20 protein-coding genes are annotated in these 20,788 nt (G+C 68.3%); 10 read left to right on the forward strand and 10 right to left on the reverse strand.

Annotated elements, in window-relative coordinates; translation table 11 throughout:
- Nucleotides 1-78: 78 nt before the first annotated feature.
- From ISP17_RS13810 to ISP17_RS13825, 4 genes are all read right to left on the reverse strand, one after another.
- The gene (locus tag ISP17_RS13810) at nt 79-753 is read right to left on the reverse strand and encodes a DUF6475 domain-containing protein (RefSeq protein WP_404634083.1); all 675 of its coding nucleotides are present in this window, start codon (nt 751-753) and stop codon (nt 79-81) included.
- Nucleotides 740-1,708: a hypothetical protein gene (locus ISP17_RS13815; protein ID WP_404634085.1), complete on the reverse strand. Its 969-nt coding sequence runs from the start codon at nt 1,706-1,708 to the stop codon at nt 740-742. The genes ISP17_RS13810 and ISP17_RS13815 overlap by 14 nt, the downstream gene beginning before the upstream one ends.
- A gap of 193 nt (nt 1,709-1,901) precedes the next feature.
- Nucleotides 1,902-2,339, reverse strand: coding sequence for a universal stress protein (locus ISP17_RS13820; protein ID WP_404634087.1), 438 nt, complete (start codon nt 2,337-2,339; stop codon nt 1,902-1,904).
- A 168-nt stretch (nt 2,340-2,507) separates the two neighbouring features.
- Nucleotides 2,508-3,161: a BON domain-containing protein gene (locus ISP17_RS13825; RefSeq protein ID WP_404634089.1), complete on the reverse strand. Its 654-nt coding sequence runs from the start codon at nt 3,159-3,161 to the stop codon at nt 2,508-2,510.
- Nucleotides 3,162-3,369: 208 nt separating this feature from the next.
- Between ISP17_RS13825 and ISP17_RS13830 the strand changes: the two genes are divergently transcribed.
- Both ISP17_RS13830 and ISP17_RS13835 read left to right on the forward strand, forming a co-directional pair.
- On the forward strand, nt 3,370-4,125 hold the full coding sequence (locus ISP17_RS13830; RefSeq protein ID WP_404634091.1) for a response regulator: 756 nt from the start codon (nt 3,370-3,372) through the stop codon (nt 4,123-4,125).
- A complete protein-coding gene (locus tag ISP17_RS13835) occupies nt 4,122-6,179 on the forward strand; it encodes a PAS domain S-box protein (RefSeq protein ID WP_404634093.1) in 2,058 nt (685 codons plus the stop codon). Before ISP17_RS13830 ends, ISP17_RS13835 begins: the two co-directional genes overlap by 4 nt.
- A 22-nt stretch (nt 6,180-6,201) precedes the next feature.
- On the opposite strand, the gene ISP17_RS13840 is transcribed toward ISP17_RS13835, so the two are convergent.
- Nucleotides 6,202-6,927 carry a cyclic nucleotide-binding domain-containing protein gene (locus tag ISP17_RS13840; RefSeq protein ID WP_404634095.1) on the reverse strand — a complete coding sequence of 242 codons (726 nt, stop codon included), beginning with the start codon at nt 6,925-6,927 and terminating at the stop codon, nt 6,202-6,204.
- 346 nt (nt 6,928-7,273) lie between these two features.
- Between ISP17_RS13840 and ISP17_RS13845 the strand changes: the two genes are divergently transcribed.
- Nucleotides 7,274-8,755, forward strand: a complete 1,482-nt coding sequence (locus tag ISP17_RS13845; RefSeq protein WP_404634097.1) for a SulP family inorganic anion transporter — start codon at nt 7,274-7,276, stop codon at nt 8,753-8,755.
- A gap of 10 nt (nt 8,756-8,765) precedes the next feature.
- Nucleotides 8,766-9,620, forward strand: coding sequence for a universal stress protein (locus ISP17_RS13850; protein ID WP_404634099.1), 855 nt, complete (start codon nt 8,766-8,768; stop codon nt 9,618-9,620).
- Between the two features lie 6 nt (nt 9,621-9,626).
- Here ISP17_RS13850 and ISP17_RS13855 read toward each other — a convergent pair whose 3' ends face one another.
- On the reverse strand, nt 9,627-10,457 hold the full coding sequence (locus ISP17_RS13855) for a universal stress protein (RefSeq protein ID WP_404634101.1): 831 nt from the start codon (nt 10,455-10,457) through the stop codon (nt 9,627-9,629).
- 234 nt (nt 10,458-10,691) lie between these two features.
- On the opposite strand from ISP17_RS13855, the gene ISP17_RS13860 reads away from it, so the two are divergent.
- Nucleotides 10,692-11,519 (forward strand): universal stress protein, encoded by an 828-nt coding sequence (locus ISP17_RS13860; protein WP_404634103.1) that lies wholly within the window; start codon nt 10,692-10,694, stop codon nt 11,517-11,519.
- Between the two features lie 49 nt (nt 11,520-11,568).
- On the opposite strand, the gene ISP17_RS13865 is transcribed toward ISP17_RS13860, so the two are convergent.
- Both ISP17_RS13865 and ISP17_RS13870 read right to left on the reverse strand, forming a co-directional pair.
- Nucleotides 11,569-12,891 (reverse strand): erythromycin esterase family protein, encoded by a 1,323-nt coding sequence (locus tag ISP17_RS13865; RefSeq protein ID WP_404634105.1) that lies wholly within the window; start codon nt 12,889-12,891, stop codon nt 11,569-11,571.
- Nucleotides 12,888-14,192: a phosphoribosyltransferase family protein gene (locus ISP17_RS13870; RefSeq protein WP_404634107.1), complete on the reverse strand. Its 1,305-nt coding sequence runs from the start codon at nt 14,190-14,192 to the stop codon at nt 12,888-12,890. Before ISP17_RS13870 ends, ISP17_RS13865 begins: the two co-directional genes overlap by 4 nt.
- 373 nt (nt 14,193-14,565) lie before the next feature.
- On the opposite strand from ISP17_RS13870, the gene ISP17_RS13875 reads away from it, so the two are divergent.
- Nucleotides 14,566-15,015 (forward strand): CBS domain-containing protein, encoded by a 450-nt coding sequence (locus tag ISP17_RS13875; RefSeq protein ID WP_404634109.1) that lies wholly within the window; start codon nt 14,566-14,568, stop codon nt 15,013-15,015.
- Between the two features lie 139 nt (nt 15,016-15,154).
- On the opposite strand, the gene ISP17_RS13880 is transcribed toward ISP17_RS13875, so the two are convergent.
- Entirely contained in the window at nt 15,155-15,451 is a 297-nt protein-coding gene (locus tag ISP17_RS13880) for a DUF883 family protein (RefSeq protein WP_404634111.1), read from the reverse strand.
- Between the two features lie 151 nt (nt 15,452-15,602).
- On the opposite strand from ISP17_RS13880, the gene ISP17_RS13885 reads away from it, so the two are divergent.
- Nucleotides 15,603-16,046 carry a host attachment protein gene (locus tag ISP17_RS13885; RefSeq protein ID WP_404634113.1) on the forward strand — a complete coding sequence of 148 codons (444 nt, stop codon included), beginning with the start codon at nt 15,603-15,605 and terminating at the stop codon, nt 16,044-16,046.
- A 57-nt stretch (nt 16,047-16,103) separates the two neighbouring features.
- Here ISP17_RS13885 and ISP17_RS13890 read toward each other — a convergent pair whose 3' ends face one another.
- A complete protein-coding gene (locus tag ISP17_RS13890) occupies nt 16,104-16,565 on the reverse strand; it encodes an Hsp20/alpha crystallin family protein (protein ID WP_404634115.1) in 462 nt (153 codons plus the stop codon).
- Nucleotides 16,566-16,792: 227 nt separating this feature from the next.
- On the opposite strand from ISP17_RS13890, the gene ISP17_RS13895 reads away from it, so the two are divergent.
- From ISP17_RS13895 to ISP17_RS13905, 3 genes are read left to right on the forward strand one after another with little or no spacing between them, the layout of a single operon-like run.
- Complete coding sequence (locus ISP17_RS13895; protein ID WP_404634117.1) at nt 16,793-17,452, forward strand: (2Fe-2S)-binding protein; 660 nt, start codon at nt 16,793-16,795, stop codon at nt 17,450-17,452.
- Nucleotides 17,453-17,464: 12 nt separating this feature from the next.
- A complete protein-coding gene (locus tag ISP17_RS13900) occupies nt 17,465-18,466 on the forward strand; it encodes an FAD binding domain-containing protein (RefSeq protein WP_404634119.1) in 1,002 nt (333 codons plus the stop codon).
- 25 nt (nt 18,467-18,491) lie between these two features.
- On the forward strand, nt 18,492-20,714 hold the full coding sequence (locus ISP17_RS13905) for a xanthine dehydrogenase family protein molybdopterin-binding subunit (protein WP_404634121.1): 2,223 nt from the start codon (nt 18,492-18,494) through the stop codon (nt 20,712-20,714).
- Nucleotides 20,715-20,788 lie beyond the last annotated feature (74 nt).

A 20,788-nucleotide genomic window follows, 5' to 3' on the forward strand; every position in this document is an offset into this window, starting at 1 on the left:
ACTATCCCGGTGATGTGGGTAGCTGGGAGAACAACGGTAAGGCGAGCTAACCTGATAGAACGCTCGGCAGACAGGCACTCAAGCTTCACGCTTCACACCTCCCGTGAGTGCAGCCAGCACGCCAGCTGCGGCCTTAGCCGAGTCGGTGATACGCAGCGCTGGCTGCTCGCTTCCACGCTCGAGGACGCGTTGAGCACGCTCAACATCGCCGATCAGCACGGGCTTGCAGTTCCATTCCAGGCCGCCGAGTCGTGCAGCGTTCAATCGGTTCTCGGCCTCGTGCTCTCCGATCAGGTGCGACGGGAACGACGGCACTTCGCGCCGAAGGCGGTAGGCCGAATACCGGCGCTCGAAGTCTCTGGCCTTGAACGGCAGATCCTCCACGTTGATGGCGCAGAGGCTCGTCCACCCGCCCATTTCCGTGATCACCACGTGGATCAGCGGGTCATCGAACACCACCGATCGATACTTCCCGACCGACTTCACGGCCCGCTCCACCTTCGACCAGGCGCGAGCGCCTTGGGTGTTGGTAGTGCCCTCGAGCAGCCGCGTGATGTCGGCCAGCTTGGGAGCGAACTGGCCGTGATCCGGATCTCGCGCATGCAGGGTCAGCGCACGCGAAACGTCCTCGAATTCGTGGCCCGCCAAGCCTTTCCAGAAAATCTCCAGCATGAACGGAGAGCAATCACGGCCGTAGTACGCCATCACGTCGGCGAGAGCTCGGGCGAAGTCAGCACGATCAGACGGCTGCATGGTCGCCCTCCTGGTCAGCCCAGGCCGCGGCCACTGAAGCGTTGCGCTGCTCCACCTGCGCCTGCTTGGCGATTGGAGGATTGGCAGATTCGCCGTCGCGCAGTCGGCCTCGCGCCCTGGCCACGATGTAGTCCAGTCGACCCTTCCCCTTCTTCACCGCCGCGCGAGCTGAAGCGAGCAAACCCTCTCGATCAACGCCCTCCTCGATGGCCTCGTGGAGTGGTGCGTAGCTCGGGTTCAATCCGGAGACCCCAAGGCTATGCAACTCCCTGCAGGCCAAAGCCGGGGTGAGCTTTTCCGGGGGCGCTCGCGTTTCCCCTATTGCCTCAGATTTTGGGGTTTCAACAATCTCTCCTACATCGCGAAGCTCTTGAGGTTTCGGAGACGGAGACGGAGACGGAGACGGAGACGGAGACGGAGACGGAGACGGAGACGGAGACGGAGACGGAGACGGAGACGGAGACGGAGACGGAGCATTGCTGCTAGTAGTGCCTGCGCTGTTTGTGGCATTGCTGCCAGCATTGCTAGTGGTACTGCTACTAGCATCTGGTTCCGCATGGCGCCGCGCCGCCCACTCCGGCACCTGCAGATCCGCTTCGCGTATCCCGTGATGTCGCTTGATGGCGTTCCAGCGCGCCTTCGCCGAGCGCATATCGCTACCGCTGACCCATGGGTTGTGCTCGGCCCAGTCGTGGATCGCGTAAGAGCCGTCAACGCCATCCAAAAACCGGACCTCCGACAGCGCCGCCACCAGCGCGCCTTCTTCACCCGTCCAATCGATCGCCAGCTCGATGTCCTCGGCCGACTGTCCGGTGAGGTTCCCATCGGGCTTGTTCTCGGCGGCCCACAGGAACAGGCGCACGAGGAACCATGCCGCTTCTGGACCGAGCCGCTTGATCAGCTTCTTGGTCTTCGGGTGGCCAGGCAGTGAGATACTGATTCGGGCGTCGCTCATGGCGCCCACCCACCGGATGAAATGCCCGGGTCAGGCGCCAGCATTGCGCTGGTGCCATGCTCAATCTGCGGAGGCGCGTGCCGCGCCAGCCGTTGTGCCGCAATGCTTTCCACCACCATGGCCCGTCCTGGGCCGGTCAGTCAGCTGAAGCTGTCAAACTGTATATTATGTAAAATCAAGAATGGCCGTTGGTTCAGCGGCACACCAGCACCGGCACATCCCCATAGAGAATCGTTCGGTGGGTTTCGCTGCCGAGCAGCGCGCGCTCGACGCCGTGGCGGCCGTGGCTGGCCATCACGATGAGGTCGCAGTGCTGTTCGGCGGCGGCCGCGATGATCGCCTCGTGCGGATGCGCGTTGACGGTGAAGCCGCTCTCGCTCGCCACCCCGGCTGCCTTGGCATGCTGGCAGACATGGTCGAGATAGCGTCGGGCCTGTTCGATGGCCGCTTCGGTGTACTGCGTCTGGCTGGCCAGCAGCATCTCGGCAAAGTAGGCCACGGCCGGAAACGGCATCACGGCGTGGAAGGCATACAGCCGCGCGCCGAGGGTCTTGGCCAGGGCGATGGCGGTATCCGCCGCGCGCTGGGACAACGGCGAGCCGTCGGTGGCGATCAGGATGTGCTGGAACATGTTTCGCTCCGGTCAGCGGCGCCGTGCGCCGGCGTTCTGGAATGCGGCCGGCCCACGGCCCGGGCTGCGGCGGACGGCAGCACCGCAGCTGCGCCGTCCCGGCGGCGATCCGGACATCTGTCGGCTGTCTTCAGTGCAGCAGCGGTGTGCCGGCCCTGCCCTCGCTGCTCAACGCGCAACGATCAGGTTGTCGACTACCTTCTGCACGCCCGGGGCATTCCACACCGCGTTTTCCACGGTAACGCGCTCGGCCAGCGAGTCCACGGTGCCGGCCAGGGTGACCGTACCCTTGTCGACGTCCACGCTGATCGAGCGGGCGTCGAGATGCGCGCGCCGTTGCAGGGCGGCTTCGATCTTGGTCTTCACGTCGCTCGGCTTGATCTGCGGGCGGATGCGGATGAGGTTGCTCACGTCCTTCACTCCCTGCAAGCCGCGCACGCTCGACTCGGCGGCGCTGCGCACGTAGGCCCACTCGACGTCGCCGGACAAGGTGATGTGGCCGTCCTCCACCATCACGGCCACGGCGTCGCGCGGCACCAGCACGTTCCATTCCAGCGCGTTGCGCGCGGCACTGGCGATGTCGGCGTCGGTGCGCTGGCTGCTGCCGGGCAGCACCACGTCCATCTCCACGGCTACGCCCTTGACCCCGCCCACGCGCTGGGCCGCGCGTTCGGCTGCCCATTTCTGGGCGTAGCTCTCCACGTGGCCGGACAGCGTAATGATGCCGTTCTTGGCTTCCACGCCGATGCGGCTGGCGTTGACGGCGGCATCCCAGCCCAGCTCCGCGATCACATCCTGCTGCAGTTGACGATCGTTGCTCATGTGCGTACTCCTGCTGGGGGACAAGCGAACGGCGCCAGCGTGCGCGCAGCGGATGGCGCCGGTATTGACCTCGGTCAAGCGCCTGGCCCGCCCTTATCTGATGCCAATCGGGGGCCTCCGGGTGTTATCGTTCGCAGCGGCGCAATGTGTTGCGAGATCCGCGCCCTTCGACTGTCCTGAACACGCTTGCCAGCCTGCAAGGATTTCCATGTCGAACCCCCACCCGACCGAATCGCCCCCCTGCCCGCCAGCCACCCATCTGCTGGTGGTCGACGACGATGCCGAGGTCGGTTCCTTGCTGCAGCGCTATTTCACCGGCCAGGGGTTTCGCGTCAGCGCGGTGGGCGACGGTCGCACGATGCGCGCGTGCCTGGCGCAGGAAAGCGTGCAACTGGTGCTGCTCGACCTCGGCCTGCCGGGCGAAGACGGCTTTGAACTGACGCGCGAGCTGCACGAGCACTGGCGCGGCCCGGTGATCATTGTCACCGGGCGCGGCGAATCGGTGGATCGGGTGGTGGGGCTGGAACTGGGCGCGGACGACTACGTCACCAAGCCGTTCGACCTGCGCGAGCTGCTGGCACGCGTGCGCAGCGTGCTGCGCCGCGCCTCCGAGGCCGGTCGCGGCAATGCCAACGGCCCGGCTCCCACCTGTTATGGCTTCGCGGGCTACCGGCTCGATCCGCAGGCGCGCCGCCTCACCAACCCGCAGGGCGTCAGCGTGCCGCTCACCCACGGCGAGTTCGAACTGCTCAGCCTGTTCGTGGAACATCCGCAGCAGGTGCTTTCGCGCGACGACCTGATGACCCGCATCCACGGCCGCGATGCCGGCCCCTACGACCGCGCCATCGACGTGCAGATCGGTCGCCTGCGCCGCAAGATCGAGCCCGATCCCGCCCGCCCCACCCTGATCAAGGCGATACGCGGCTCCGGCTACCTGTTTGCCGAGGCGGTGCAACGCGAATGACCACGTCCCGACGCCCGGTCGCCGAATCGGAGCTGTTCCGCGCGCTGTTCGACACCGCGCCGGACGCGATGATCGTGACCGGGCACGTCGGCCGCATCCTGCTGGCCAATCCCCAGGCCGAGGCGATGTTCGGCTACGCGCATGGCGACCTCGTCGGCGAGCGGGTGGATGTGCTGCTGCCTGATAGCCTGCGCACCGCGCACGAGGCGCATCGGGCCCGCTACATGGCCAACCCGCGCGTGCGCAAGATGGGCGCGGGCTATGAATTGACCGGCGTGCGGCGCGATGGCACCCCCTTCCCCGTCGAGGTTGCACTCAGCCCCATCGAGACGATGGAAGGTACCCTGTTCGCCGCCTCGATCCGCGACATCTCGGCCACGCAGCGAGCGCGCGAGGCGATGGAGCGGGCGCGCTACGACGTATTCGTGGCCCAGGCAGGACGGCTGGTGCTGGAGTCGCCCCAGTACGACATGGCCATCGACGGCATGCCCTCGCTGCTGTCGGCCGCGCTGGAGGCCGGAGCGGTGGCGATCGTGTTCATCGAGCCACATACCGGTGAGTTGAGTGTGCGGGCGTCCACCGGACTGTCCGAGCCGCTGCAGCAGGCGCTGCTCGACACTTTTTCCGGTGAAGGCCTCAGGAATCTCATGGCGCGCCGCGCGCCGACCGTACTGACGCTGGACAAGGCTGATGAAACGACCTTTGCCGGTACGCGTCGCGCCCTGCAGGACGCCGGCTTTGTCGACGCGGCGCTGGTACCCCTGTTCGATCGCGTCAAGCCGATGGGGATGCTGCTGGCGCTTGCCGAGGCCCACGACACCTTCGGCTACAACAAGCTGCATTTCCTGCAGTCGGTGGCCAACATGTTGGCCGCCACGATCCAGCGCAGCCGCAGCGAGGAGCAGCTCGCGCATGCCCAGCGCATCGACGCACTGGGCCAGCTTACTGGCGGTATCGCGCACGACTTCAACAACCTGCTCACGGTGATCTCGGGAAACCTGCAGCTGCTGGAGGCTGGTGCCGATCGATCCGCCGATGCGCAGCACACCATTGCCAGTGCCCGTCGCGCGGTGGAGCGCTGCACCAGCCTCACGCGCAAGCTGCTCGGCTTCGCGCGGCAGCGCCGATTGGTGCCGGTGGCCATTTCGGTGCACGCCGCGCTGGACGGACTGGCGGAGATGCTCGAACGCGCGCTCGGCGGCACCATCACGCTTACCGTGGACTGTCCCTCTGGCCTGCCCCCGGTCTACGCCGACCCCGGCGAACTCGATACCGCCCTGCTCAATCTCGCCATCAACGCTCGCGATGCCATGCCCGGCGGCGGACAGCTGGTGCTGAGCGTGCACGAGCGCACGCTGCCCGCGGCGATCGACTCGCTTGGCCTGGCGGCCGGTCACTACGTGGTGATTGAAGTGGCCGACACCGGCACGGGCATGAGCCGCGAGGTACTCAAGCACGCCCTCGAACCGTTCTTCACCACCAAGCCGGCCGGCAAGGGCAGCGGACTGGGCCTGAGCATGGTTTACGGATTCGTGCGGCAGACCGGTGGCCAGCTGCACATCGACAGCGCGCCCGGGCGAGGCACGCGTGTGGAAATGATGCTGCCGGTGGCACGGATGTCATCGCCGCTGCCTGCCGAGGCGCCCGTGGCGCCGGTCGTTCGCAGCAACGAGCGCGTGCTGGTGGTGGAGGACGAGCCGGACCTGCGGTACCTCGCCGTGGCCTTTCTGAAATCGCTGGGCTACCGGGTGCTGGAGGCGGCCGACGCGGCGAGCGCCCTGCACCTGCTCGACAACCAGCCACCCGTCGCGCTGCTGTTTTCCGATGTGATGCTGGGTGCCGGCATGAGCGGCGTGCAGCTCGCCGTCGAGGCGCGTCGGCGCCACCCGCAGTTGGCCGTGCTGATCACCTCGGGTTACGAGCCGGGCGTGCCGGACATCACCGATGACCTCGGCAAGATGACGTTGTTACCCAAACCCTACAGCCGTGAAAGTCTGTCCACGGCGGTGCGGACGGTGCTGGACGGTAGCGCGAACCGGCCATTGAAGGCCTGATCCGCGGCGAACGTACGGCGATTCAGTGGATCGCTTCGCCCTGCCCCGCCAGTCGCGCCAGCGCGGCGGTATCGAGCACGCGCACCTCGCGCCGCTGCACCGTGATGTAACCCAGTTCAGCCAGCCGCGAGAGCGCGCGCGTCACCGTTTCGTGCTTGAGCGCGAGGAAACTGCCCATGTCCGCGCGGCCCATACGCAGGATGAAATGGCGCGGACTGAAGCCCAGCGTGGCATGCCGCTGCGCCACGTCGAACAGGAAGGCGGCCACCCGGCGCTCGGCGCTCAGCGTGCCGAGCGAGAGCATCCACAGGCGGTCGCGGCGAATCTCCTCTGCCAATGCCGTGGTCAGGCGAGCCTGCAGTTCCGGCAGTTCGCGACACGCCAGCAGCACCGGCGGATAGGGCAGCTCCCACAGCTCGCTGTCTTCCAGCGCCACCAGGTCGCACGAGTACTGGCCCAGGCCGATCGACTCCACGCCCACCAGATCGCCGCGCATGCGAAAGCCGGTGACCTGCTCGCGACCGTCTCGCGCCAGCTCGCAGCTCTTGAGGAAGCCGGCATGCACCAGGTACAGCGCGTGGAACGGCTGCCCTGCACGGTAGACGTACTGCCCGGCCTGCACCTTGCGACGGATCACCATCATGTGCTGGCGCAGCTTGTCGATGTCCACGTCGTCCAGGCGCGGCCGCGTCGTGGGCTCGGGCGTCATGCTGGCAAGAACGGCGAAATCGCGGGCAGTCACGGACATGGGGAGTTCCTCGGCATGGGCAGACAGTGGCGCATCACGAACCTAACCCGCCGCCCGCGCCAGACAAACGCAAACCCGCAACGGTCTGTAACAGTGTGTAACAGCCCGCCGGACGCCCTGATTGACCGCCATCGGGACGGTGCCGTTGGCGCCTGCTAGAATTTCGCGATGTTCCTGATCGATCACGCCCCCGCGGCACGCGCATCTCGCGGCGTACCCGCTCCGCCACCGTAGGCTTCGCCGCCCCTCGGTTTTCCGCTCCCGCGCCGCGGTCGAGCTTCCCTCTGATTTGCGTCGCCGGCCCGCTTATCCGGGCACGGCACGCGCGTTTGTCCGGATATTTCCCATGCATCTTCAGAACCTCCGCAAGGAGTGGTTCTCCAACGTTCGCGCCGACGTGCTTGCCGGCACCGTGGTGGCGCTGGCGCTGATTCCCGAGGCGATCGCCTTTTCCATCGTGGCCGGCGTCGACCCGAAGGTGGGGCTGTACGCCTCGTTCTGCATCGCCGTCACCGTCGCCATCGTCGGTGGGCGGCCGGGCATGATTTCGGCGGCCACCGGCGCAATGGCCCTGCTGATGGTGACCCTGGTGCGCGACCACGGCCTGCAATACCTGATGGCCGCCACGCTGCTGACCGGCGCGTTCCAGATTCTCGCCGGGGTGTTCAAGCTCGGCGCACTGATGCGCTTCGTCTCCAAGTCGGTGGTGACCGGCTTCGTCAACGCGCTGGCGATCCTGATCTTCATGGCGCAGCTGCCCGAGCTGATCGGCGCGCCGTGGCAGGTGTATGCGCTGGTGGTGGCCGGGCTGGCAATCATCTACGGCGTGCCGCGCTTCACCAGGGTGATTCCCTCGCCGCTGATCTGCATCGTGGTGCTGACGATCTTCACCGTGCTGGCCGGCGTGCACGTGCGCACGGTGGGCGACATGGGCACGCTGCCGGACAGCCTGCCGACGTTCCTGTTTCCGCAGGTGCCGTTCAATCTGGAGACGCTGCGCATCGTGCTGCCCTACTCCCTGCCGATGGCGGTGGTGGGGCTGCTCGAATCGATGATGACGGCGGCCATCGTGGACGAGTTCACCGACACGTCGAGCAACAAGAGTCGCGAGTGCATCGGCCAAGGCACGGCCAACATCGTGTCGGGTCTGTTTGGCGGCATGGCCGGCTGCGCGATGATCGGGCAGTCGGTGATCAACGTGAAATCCGGCGGCCGCGGGCGGCTGTCCACGCTGTGCGCGGGCATCTTCCTGCTGATCCTGGTGGTGTTCGCACGCCCGTGGGTGAGCCTGATCCCGATGGGTGCGCTGGTGGCGGTAATGATCATGGTGTCGATCGGCACCTTCAGCTGGTCGTCGGTTAAGAACCTGCGCACGCATCCCAAGTCCTCCAGCGTGGTGATGGTCGCCACCGTAGTGGTGGTCGTGGGCACGCATGACCTGGCCAAGGGCGTCATGGTGGGCGTGCTGCTCAGCGCGCTGTTCTTTGCGCGCAAGGTGGGCCGCGTGCTGCACGTCGGCTCGGCGCTCAGCGCCGACGAGCGCATCCGCGAATACCGCGTCACCGGGCAAGTGTTCTTCGCTTCCGCCGAGAGCTTCATCGCCGGCTTCGATTTCCGCGAGGCACTCGATGGCGTGCGCATCGACGTGAGCCGCGCGCACTTCTGGGATCTCACCGCCGTCACCGCGCTGGACAAGGTGGTGCTGAAGTTCCGCCGCGAAGGCACGGACGTGGTGGTTCATGGCCTCAACGAAGCCAGCGCCACCCTGGTCGATCGCCTCGGCGTGCACGACAAGCCCGACGCCGTCGAACAACTGATGGGCCATTGAGAACAACACCATGAAAACCGTACTGACCTGTCTGGACCACTCGATCTACACGCAGAGCGTGCTCGACCACGCCATCTGGGCCGCCTCGCGCCTGGGCGCGGGGATGGAGCTGATGCACACGCTAGACCGTCATCCCGAGCACTCCCCCACCTCCAACCTCAGTGGCAGCATCGGCCTGGGCGCCAGCGAGGAACTCCTGCAGGAACTGGCCGCGCTGGATGAGAAGCGCAGCAAGCTGGCGCTGGAACGGGGCCGCGCCCTGCTCGACGAAGCGACACGGCAAGCCCGCGCGCAGGGCGTCGAGCCGGTGCACCCGCGGCTGCGCCACGGAGACCTGGTGGACGCCCTCGCCGAGATCGACACCGCGTTCGACCTGCTGGTGATGGGCAAGCGCGGCGAGGCGGCCGACATGGCGAAGCTGCACCTGGGCCGCAACGTGGAGCGCGTGGCGCGCGCGATCAATCATCCGATGCTGGTGGCCTCGCGCGCGTTCAAGCCGATCCAGCGCGTGCTGGTGGCCTTCGACGGCAGTGCCAGCGCGCGCAAGGCGGTGGAGCTGGCCGCACGGCATCCGCTACTCGCCGGCCTGGAATGCCATGTGGTGATCGCTGCCACCGAGTCGCCCGAAAGCAAGGCAGCGATGCACTGGGCCAGCCAGTTGCTGGATGCCGCCGGGGTGGCCCCGCGCATCGAAATGATCCCCGGCCACGCCGACACCGTGATCGCCGACTACGTGCGGCTGCATGCCATCGACCTGCTGGCGATGGGCGCCTACGGGCACTCGCGCATCCGCCAGTTCATCGTGGGCAGCACCACCACCACGATGATGCGCAGTTGCCTGGTGCCGATCCTGCTGGTGCGTTGAGCGGTTTCAGTGCCGCAGCAGCACCGGCAGTGCGGCATCGGCCAGCACGTGCCGGGTCGCGCCGCCAAGCGCCCATTCGCTGAAGCGGCTGCGGCCGTAGGCGCCCATCACCAGCAGGTCGGCGCCGACGTGGGCGGCACCCTCCAGCAGTGCCTCGCCGGCCTCGCCTGCATCGTTGCCCAGCGGGCGATGCTCGGCGTGCACCGCGTGGCGCTGCAGGTAGAGGTCGATATCCAGCGGAGGCTTCCAGGTGATCTCCGGATAGGTCCGGCGCAGCGGGCCCTGGAGCAGCACCACCCGCGTCGCGCGCTGCAGCAGCGGCAGTGCGGCGTGGATGGCGCGCACCGCCTCCTGCGATCCGTTCCAGCCGATCGCGATGCAATCCAGTGACACCGGCACGATGGCATGCCGTGGCACCACCACGCACGGCAATCCCACCGCCAGGATCAGTCGCGCCAGCTCCGCGGGTCCGCGCGTGGATGGCTCATCGCTGCCGCGATCCAGCAGCAACAGGTCGTGCCACGTGCCGATGTGCGCCAGCGCTTCGGCCGCATCGCCCTCGGCCACGTGCCATGCCGCTTGCGGCGCTCCCCGCTCGCGCGCCCAGTGCAGGAACGGCTGCGCCTGCGCGCGCGCCAGCCCGGCGGTTTCGCGCGCACTGGCGAAAATCGCCGCGAGCAGCTCGGGCGAGCTGTAGGTGGGTGCCACCTGCAGCGGCGAGGGATAGACGAACGCGCCGGTAACAGACGCCTCGAGCAGTGCAGCCAGCCCGACGCCGTACTCGGCGGCGCGCGTCCAAGGATCGAGCGATCGCACGTGGATAAGCAGATCGTTCATCGGCGATGGTCCGCATGAGAGGCGATGCAGTGTCCGGCGCGGCGCGGCGCGATGTTTGATCCGGATCAATCGCGCGTCGCGCCGAGCCGCAAGGGTGATTTGGATCAAGCGCCTTGCCGCGCGGCGCGTGCATCGTGGCGTCGACTCATTCTTTGCGTGCAGGTGCGCATGTACGCGTCTGGCATGACGGCATCCACCAGCGCACGCGCACCCCGCGATCAACCCGGAGCGGGCATGCGTGATCTGTTGGCCTACTGCACCGATTTCCGCCAGTGGAGCCCCGGCATGGGATACGCCGCGGAACTGGCGGCAGTGCTCGGTGCCTCGCTTACCGGGCTGTATGCCGGCCGGCCGCTGCCGACCATGCCCGCCGCCGGCAACGTCGCTTCGGGGCTGGCCGAATGGATGGCCGAATCCACCAATGAAATCCACTGCGCGATGCTGGCGGGGCGGGAGTTCGCCGCCTGGGCGCTGGGCCTGGGCGCGCAGGAAGCGCGCTGGCAGGTGGCGCTGGGCGACCCGCGCGACATCCTCGATGCCGCCGGCGCCACCGCGGATCTCATCGTGCTGGATCGGCCCCACGGTTTTGACGGAAGCACCCTGAGCACGCTGCTCCGCGCTGCCGTGCTGTCCGACCGGCCGTGCATCGTGGTGCCGACAGCGTTCTGCGTGCTGGGGCGACTGGAGCGCATCGCGTTGGCATGGGACGGCTCCGCCGCGGCCACGCGCAGCCTGCACGCGGCCATTCCCCTCCTGCGCAAGGCCGGCGACGTGCTTCTGATGCGTGCCGCGCAACCACACGAGGAACACCGTGCGGGCGAATGGCCCACGCTCGACCCGCGGGCGCATCTGGCCGCGCACGGCATCCACGTGCGGGAGGAAGTGGTGGCAAGCCAGGGCGTGGCCGCCGGCCATACCCTGCTGGAGGTCGCGTCGATCCATCGCTGCGATCTGCTGATCGCCGGCGTCAGCGGCAAGGCACGGCGCAGGGAAGCCAGGCTCGGCGACACCACCGAATACCTGTTGCAGCACACCACCCTGCCGCTGTTCCTGCGGCACTGACCGTCCGCGGGGAACCGCCCGCCACCGGGCGTCCGATCGATGCTGGTGGCTATCGGCTGCCCGGCTGGATCCGCGCCAGTTCGTCGATGGCCTCGCCGTCGTCGAGCGGCTCGACCGCCTCGGTTTCGTCCAGGTGGAACACTGCATCGAACTGCTCGGGCAGCGATGCGCTGAAGTAGTGGCTCGCGTATTCGGTGTCGGGCCGGTAGATCACGCCGATGGCGCGCTCCAGCATCGGCTCGTGCAGCACTCGCGCCGTCAGCTCCTGCAGGGGGAGGTAAAAGCGGTCCATCCGACTGTGGTGGAACAGCGCCTCGTAGCTGTCGCTGCGCGCTGGGCGCACGGCCATGCGCGCGGGCTCGCCGCCCCAGTCGCTGGCCGCGGTGACGTGGCCGGTGTAAGTGGTGAAACCCACCAGCAGCGCATCGCGCGCACCCACCCGGCGGCGCACCAGCTGGCCCACGTTCCATTCGCCGGCGTGTCCCATCTGGGTGGCGCGCGCATCGCCCAGATGCGAGTTGTGCGCCCACACCACCAGCCGGCCGGTACGCCCGGTGCCGCGCAGATATTCCTGCAGCGCGAACAGGGTCTGGGTCATGTGGTAATCGCGCAGGTTCCAGCTGCTCTGCCGGCCGGCGAACATGCTGCGGTAGTACGCCTCGCCGCTGACCACCACGTGCGCATTGCGCTCGGCGACGAACTGCGCGTCGCGCGCCGTGCTGCCGTCGCGGTCCAGATAATCCGGCGCGCGGTCGAGCAGATCGGCCAATCGCTGCTGCACTGCCTCGCGGCAGTCCGGACGCAGCCCCATGACGGCCTCGTAGCCGTAGCGCTGCGGATCGCGCACGTGATCGAGCGCGGCGTACTGTTCGCGCGCGAGTTCGGCCTGCTCGGGATCGACCCGCTCCAGGTACGCCACCACTGCCGCGGCCGATCGATACAGGCTGTACATGTCCAGCCCGTAGAAGCCTACCCGCGCTTCCGGCCGGCGCGGCTCGTTGTGCTCGCGCAGCCAGCGGATGAACGGCAACACCTCGGCGTTGCGCCACATCCAGCGCGGAAAGCGCTCGAACGCGTCGAACGCCTGCTCGATCGATGCGCCGCCACCGCACACGTAATCGTGCAGGTGCCAGGCATCGGGCCAGTCCGCCTCCACCGCCACGCCGTCGAAGCCCTGCTCCACGATCAGCCGCCGCGTGATGTCCGCCCGCATGCGGTAGAACTCGCGGGTGCCGTGGGTGGCCTCGCCGAGCAGCACGAACTGGCGTCCGATGCTGGCATCGAGCAGGACGTCGTAGTCGTGGTCGGCGTCGTCCAGGCGCACCGCCATGGCGCGGATGGCGTCCAGCGGTGCGGTGACGATGGCGCTCATGCGCCGAGCCAGCGCTTGAACCAGCCCGAGGCCAGCGCAGCCACCCGTTCGAGCGCGCCGGGCTCTTCGAACAGGTGCGTGGCGCGCGGCACCAGCACCAGTTCGGTCACACCGTTCATTTGCGCCAGCGCCTGCCGGTTGAGCGTGATCACGTCGGTATCGGCGCCGCCCACGATCAGCAAGGTGGGCGCGGTGACGCGCGCCAAGGCGACGGCACCGGCCAGATCCGGCCGGCCGCCGCGCGAGACCACCGCGGCCACGTCCTCGGGCTGCTCGGCCGCCACCATCAACGCGGCCGCGGCGCCCGTGCTGGCGCCGAACAGGCCGATCGGCAGCGCCTGCAGGGCCGGCACGCCGCGCGCCCAGGTCACCGCCTGGCCCAGCCGCGCCGCGAGCAGGGACACGTTGAAACGCATGCGCCGGTCGCTGTCTTCCATCGGGCTGAGCAGATCGAACAGCAGCGTGGCCATGGCGCCGCGGTGCAGTACCTCGGCCACCGCGCGGTTGCGCGGGCTGAGCCGGCTGCTGCCGCTGCCATGGGCGAAGATCACCAACCCGCGCGCCTGCGCCGGCACGGTGAGATCGCCCTCCAGCATCAACCCGTCCACCGGCAGGCGCACGCTTTGCACGGTGCGGTTGCCCGAAGCCGAAGCCGACGGTGCCGATGCCAGCAGGCGGATCACCTCCTCGTCGGACACGGCAGGAAAGCGGTGATAGAACTGCCCCACGGCGTGAAACCCGGGTGGGGCGACCAGGCAAACCACGTCGTCCGCCTGCCCGTCGAGCTCGGCCAGGCTGCGCGGTGCCGCCACCGGCACCGCACACACCAGTCGTGCCGGGTGGCGCGCACGCACGGCCGCCAGCGCGGCTTGCATGGTGGCGCCGGTGGCCAGTCCGTCGTCGATCACGATCACCAGCCGCCCCGCCGGATCGATGGATGCGCCCTGCGGCCGGTAACGGGCGCGCCTGGCGCGAATCAGCTCCAGCTGTTCGGCGGCCTCGACCTGCACGTACGTCTCGTCGGCGCCGGCGACCTCGGCGTACTCATTGAGCGACACCCGGCCCTGCTCGTCGATCGCGCCGATCGCCAGCTCTGGATTGCCCGGCGCACCGAGCTTGCGCACCAGCACCACGTCCAGCTCGCCGTCGAGCGCGTCAGCGACGGTGCGGCCGATCGGCACGCCCCCGCGCGGGATCGCCAGCACCAGCGGATGCTGCCCGCGGTAGATGTTCAGCGCGCGCGCCAGTTGGGTGCCGGCATCGGCGCGATCCAGAAAGCTCTGCGCATGGGTCGCCGCCATGGTGTCCTCCGCCGTGTCGTGGATGGTGGCGATGATCGATACACCGCACCGTTCGGCGATGCTCGGCCAGCCCCGAGGCGCGTACGTTGATGTGCATCAACCCGAGGGCGCACCTGCTTGATGCAGATCAACAAGCTCCGCACCCAGCCACGCACAGTGGACCTCCCCCCTTCCCGCCGCACTGGAGTGCGCCGATGTCCGTTGCCGAGACACCTGTCGCCGAACCATCCGTAGCGCCTGTCTGCCCTGCCGTCACGCGCGGGACTTGGGCATGACGGGACGCTCGCCGCACTACCGCCAGCATCGTCCCCGGCACATCTGCTCGGCCGACCTCGCCAGGCCCCACCCATCGCTCCATCGGGAGACCGCGCCCATGCAGATTGCCGACCTCTGTACCCACCATGTCGTGAGCATCCAGGCCACGGCGACCGTGCGTGAAGCGGCCGAGGCGATGCGCGAGCATCACGTCGGCTCTCTCGTGGTGGTGGAAAAACCCAATGGCGAGCGCATCCCGGTGGGCATCGTCACCGATCGCGACATCGTGGTGGCAGTGGTGGCCACGGGGGGCGATCCATCCACGCTCACGCTGGCGCAGGTGATGAGCCAACCGGTGACCACCTGCACCGAATCGGAAGGCCTGTTCGCCGCCATCCTTGCCATGCGTGAGCGCGGTGTGCGCCGCCTGCCGGTACTCAACGCCAAGGGCGGACTCGCCGGCATGGTGACCGCCGACGACATCGTCGGCGCGCTCGGCACGCATATGGTCGACCTCGGCCAGGCGTTGGCCCGCGAGGAAACGCATGAGATGCAGACCCGCCGCTGAGGAGTTGTCGTGCAGTTGATCGCGATCAACTGCCGTCGCCTCGCGGAGCTGCACCGTTCCGATGGGTGCGGCATGCCGGCAATGGTGCTACCGGAAGGATCCGGACATCACGCCGGCCTGCCCGCCCAGCCTCGCGACATCAATCGATGCGCCCGCGTCCCAGCAGGCCCAGCAGGAACGCGCCGGCGGCGATCGTGCCGATCAGCAGCCACGGCTGCTCGCGCACACGCTCGCGCGCTCGGGCAAGGCGCTTACCGGCACGTTCCGCCGTGTCGCGCTCCAGTTCCATGAGCTGCTCACGCACGGCTTGCAGCTTGTCTTTCGTCTCTTGCGCAAGGCCGCCGGCGTCGTCGGCCGCGTCGCGCAGCAGGCGCTCGATGTCGCTGCTGATCTGGCCCAGGTCGTTGCGCAGTCGATCGGTATGCAGATGGCTCACGGCGTGCTCCTCACATCAATGCCAGTGGGTGAGCCTATCCACGCATCACGCGCCGGCAGTTGATGCGCGTCAAGCGCCACGGCCGCGCCACTGCCTAGAGTGATCGTCACGAACAACGACGAGCACATGCCCACAGGGGCAGGAGGCGTACATGACTTCGACGTGGATTCTGGTGGCCGACGCGGCGCGGGCGCGCCTGTTTGAAGCGACCGGGCGCAGCGAGCCCTGGCAGGAGGTCGCCTGCTTCGCCAATCCCGACGGGCGCGCGCCCGGTCGCCATGCCACCACCGAACGCGCGCCGCGGGTAAATGAAAGCATGGGCAGCGCGCGCCACGCGATCGAGCCGCATACCACCTTGCGCGACAAAAGCACCGATCAATTCGCGCACATGCTGGGCGACGCGCTCCAGCGTGGCCATGACGACCACCGATACCAGCATCTGGTGCTGGTGGCCCCGCCGCGCTTTCTTGGCGCGCTGCACGGTGCGCTCGACAAGCAAGTGGCCGGCTGTGTCAGCGGCGAGATCCAGCACGATTTCACCGCATTGCGCGGCGACGAGATCCGCAGCCGGCTGCCGCCGCAGCTGCTGGCCTGAGCGCAAGCACATCATGACCGGCGCGCCGCACCCACGCGGCACGCCGGCTGGCGCGCATCAGCTCACCGTGATGCGCCGGCTGCTCTCGTTGCCGCTCTTGGGCAGGGTCAACGTGAGCACGCCGCCCTCGTAGTGCGCATCCGCCTTGCTGGAGTCGATCTCCGCCGGCAGGCTGAAAGTGCGGAAGACCTTGCCGTAGTAGCGCTCGCTGCAGAGCATCTGCTCGTCGTTCTTCTGCTCGGTGCTGCGCTTGACCTCGGCACTGATCGCCACCTGGTTGCCTTCCACCGAGATCTCGATGTCGTGCTTGTCCACGCCGGGCAGGTCGGCCTTGACGTGATAGGCGTTGTCTTTTTCGGTGACGTCCAGGCGCATGTCCGGCGCAATGTCCATCTCACGCCACAGCGGGCGGCTGGCCAGGCTGCGGAACATTTCGTCGAAGCTGCTGATCGGGAAGTTGCCGATCGGATCCATCCGGGTGGCGGCCTTGAAGGGATTCCAGCGAGCGAGTGTGGTCATGGGGTGTTCCTCCGGGGGGCGGCTGCGCGGCGAGGTTGTCGCGCATCGACGAGTCTGTGCGGCGTGGGGGGCGGCCACGTTGATGCAGGTCAAACGGTGCGGACGCAGGCCATGACTGCCGTTTCACCGGTGCGGGTGTAACGTTGGCAATCCGCCCGCGCCGCCGTCCGGCCGGGGGATTCCCGCGCAGCCGCACCCGCCCGCCATCCGCCTCCGGAGAGCCCGACATGACCGAGCGCAAGCCCGATCCCAACTCGCCCTTTGATCACGCTGCGACCGGCAACGTCACGCTGAGCCGGCGCAGCTTCCTGCAGATGGTCGGCATGACCGGTGCGGCCACCACGCTGGGCCTGGGCGGCCACGCGCTGGCCGCCACCGCGATGGCGCATGTGCCGGTGGGCGATGCCGGCGGGGCGGGCGACGCGAGCCAGCTCACCGTGCAGCTCACCGTCAACGGCCAGCCGAAGACGCTCACCGTCGATCCGCGCACCACCTTGCTCGACGCGCTGCGCGAGCACCTGCACCTCACCGGCACCAAGAAGGGCTGCGACCATGGGCAGTGCGGCGCCTGCACCGTGCACGTCAACGGCCGACGGGTGAACTCCTGCCTGAGCCTGCTGGCGATGCACGAGGGCGAAGAGGTCACCACCATCGAAGGCCTCGGCCAGCCCGGTCGCCTGCACCCGATGCAGCAGGCGTTCGTGGAGCACGACGGCTACCAGTGCGGCTACTGCACCTCGGGCCAGATCATGTCGGCCACCGCATTGCTGAAAGAACCCTGGGGCCCGGACGATGCGGACGTGAAGGAGGCCATGGCCGGCAACATCTGCCGCTGCGGCGCGTACCCGAACATCGTCGCCGCCATCCAGCAGGTCCGGAAGGGCTGAGGGAGACACACCATGCAGGCATTCACCTTCCTCCGCGCCACCGACGCCCGCCAGGCGATCGACGCCGGCGCCCGCTCGCCCACCGCCCAGCAGGGCGCCAGCGTGCGCTTCGTCGCCGGCGGCACCACCTTGCTCGACCTGATGAAACTCAACGTTGAAACGCCCGCGCAGGTGGTGGACATCAACCGCCTGCCGCTGGCCGACATCGAGCGGCTTCCCGACGGCGGGCTGAAGATCGGCGCGCTGGTGCGCAATGCCGATCTCGCCAACCACGCCGACGTGAAGCGCGATTACGCGGTGCTCTCCGAGGCCCTGCTCGCCGGCGCCTCGGCGCAGCTGCGCAACATGGCCACCACCGGCGGCAACCTGCTGCAGCGTACGCGCTGCATGTATTTCCGCGACGAACACATGCCGTGCAACAAGCGTGAGCCTGGCAGCGGCTGCCCGGCGATCGACGGCGCCAACCGCAGCCTGGCGATCCTGGGCACCAGTGAGCACTGCATCGCCACCAATCCCAGCGACATGAACGTGGCGCTGGCCGCCCTGGAAGCGCGCATTGTGATCCAGGGTACCGGCGGCGAGCGCACCGTGCCGATCGCCGATTTTTTCCTGCTGCCCGGCGATACACCGCAGCATGAGACGGTGATGCAGCCAGGCGACCTGATCACCCACGTGCTGCTGCCACCGCCAACGCGCGGCGCCCGCTCGCACTATCTCAAGCTGCGCGACCGCGCCTCGTACGAGTTCGCGCTGGCCTCGGCCGCCGTGGTGCTGAGCACAGACAGCGGACGCATCACCCATGCGCGGGTGGCGCTGGGCGGCGTGGGCACGCGGCCGTGGCGCTCGCTGGAAGCCGAGCAGGCGCTGCTCGGCCAGATGGCCGAGCCGGCCACCTTCGCCTCCGCGGCAAGCGCCGCACTGCGCGACGCGAAGCCGCAAAGCGAGAACGCCTTCAAGGTGGAGCTCGCCAGGCGCTGTCTCACGCATGCCCTTTCCACCGTAGCGGCCGCGTAAGCGCCGCACGCAGGAGAACCGACTCATGGCACCCGACGCACCCCGCACCCTGCCCGCCCTGGGCCACGGCCACGCCCGCGTGGACGGCCCGCTCAAGGTAAGCGGCACCGCCCGCTACAGCTCCGACTACCACTTCCCCGGCCTGCTCTACGCGGTGCCGGTGGGCGCCACCATCGCCAGCGGCGAAGTGGCCGCCATCGACGACAGCGCCGCGGCGGCCATGCCCGGCGTGCGCAAGGTCTACACCCGCGCCAACATCGGTCGGTTCTACAAGCCGGGCAAGTCCGGCTACATCGACGAGGCGCGCCCGCCGTTGGACGACGACACCATCCACTACTACGGCCAGTACGTGGCGATGGTGGTGGCCGACACCTTCGAGCAGGCCACCGCCGCGGCGCGCGCGGTGAAAGTGAGCTACCGCAACGTGACGGCGCCGGACGTGCGCATGCAGCTCAACGCCGAGGAAAAGCAGACCACCGACTCCGAGCGCGGCAATGTGGATACCGCACTGGCCAGCGCGCCGGTCACGGTCGACCAGACTTACACGACCCCGCCGGAGACCCACAACCCGATCGAGCTGCACGCCAGCGTCGCCACCTGGGACGGCAAGGCATTCACCTTGTACGAGACCACCCAGTCGATCATCAACCACCGCGACGTGATGGCGCAGATGCTCGGCGTGCCGAAGGAGAACGTGCGCATCGTCACCGAGTTTCTCGGCTCGGGCTTCGGCGGCAAGCTGTGGCCGTGGCCGCACGCGCTGCTCGCCGCGGCGGCGGCGCGTGATCTGGGCAAGCCGGTCAAGCTGGTGGTGACGCGGCAGATGATGTTCCACAACGTCGGTCACCGCACCAACACCCAGCAGCGCATGCGTCTGGGCGCCACCCACGACGGCAAGCTGGTCGCGCTGCGGCAGGATTTTCTCTACCGCACCTCGCGCACTGACCACAGCAAGGAGGACTGCGGCGAGGTCACCGCGTTCCTGTACTCCACGCCCAACCTGAAGATCACCAGCGGCCGCGCCCGCCGCGACATTGCGCCCAACACCGCCATGCGCGGCCCCGGCGCGGTGCCCGGCCTGTTCGCGGTGGAGTCGGCGATGGACGAGCTGGCGCTGGCGCTGAAGATCGACCCGGTGGAGCTGCGCCTGCGCAACGAGCCGGCCATCGACGAAAGCACCAGCCTGCCGTTCTCCTCGCGCCACATGAAGGAGTGCCTCACCGAAGGCGCGGCCCGCTTCGGCTGGGCCAGGCGCAACCCGGGTATCGGTGCCATGCGTGCGGACGGCAAAGTGATCGGCTGGGGCGTGGCCGGCTGCGCGTGGATGGCGCAGCGGCTCGACGCGGAGGTATCGCTGCTGCTCAACGCCGACGGCAGCGTGCGCGTGGCCAGCGGCACGCAGGACATCGGCACCGGCACCTACACCATGCTGGCGCAGATGGTCGCGCACGACCTGGGCATTGCCATGGATCGCATCCAGGTGGTGATCGGCGACAGCGCGCTGCCGCCGGGGCCGCTGTCTGGCGGCTCGATGGTCACCGGCTCGCTGGTGCCCGCCGTGGCGCAGGCCACCGGCAAGGCGGTAGAGCAGCTGCTGGAGACGGCCGCGGGCCACGGCGCGTTCGCCAACGCCAGGGCCGACCAGCTCACCTTCACCGAGGGCCGCGTGCACCGCAAGGAAGAACCGGCCGCATCGGGCGTGCCGTTCGAGCAGGTGCTGGGCGACGCGCGCCTCGCGCACGTCGAGGGCAAGGGCAAGTCGCGCAACACCTTCGGCGACGCCGAGGCGAAGAAATTCTCCATGCACTCCTACGGCGTGCACTTCGTCGAGGTGACCTGGGAGCCGGCGATCGCGCGGCTGCGGGTGAGCCGCGTGGTCACCGCGATCGACGCCGGGCGCATCCTCAACCCGATGACCGGCCGCAACCAGATCGAGGGCGCGATCGCGATGGGCGTGGGCATGGCGCTGTTCGAGGAGACGCAGTACGAACCGCGCCACGGCAAGGCGATCAACAGCAACCTGGCCGACTACGTGATGACCACCCACGCCGACGCGCCGCAGATCGACGTGCTGTTCCTCGACTATCCGGACACCAAGCTCAACGCGCTGGGTGCCCGCGGCATCGGCGAGATCGGCCTGGCCGGTTTTGCCGCCGCGGTGACCAACGCCGTGCACCACGCCACCGGCGTGCGCGTGCGCGACCTGCCGGTGAAGATCGAGCAGCTGCTGACCTCGACGGTCGTGTGAGGATTTGGAGCGGCCTGTCTGTTCGCGGGGCGGGCCGTTCCACGCTCGAACAGAGCGGCAGCAGCGCTTTCCGC

This window comes from Dyella ginsengisoli (assembly GCF_044904665.1).
Lineage (GTDB): Bacteria > Pseudomonadota > Gammaproteobacteria > Xanthomonadales > Rhodanobacteraceae > Dyella_A > Dyella_A ginsengisoli.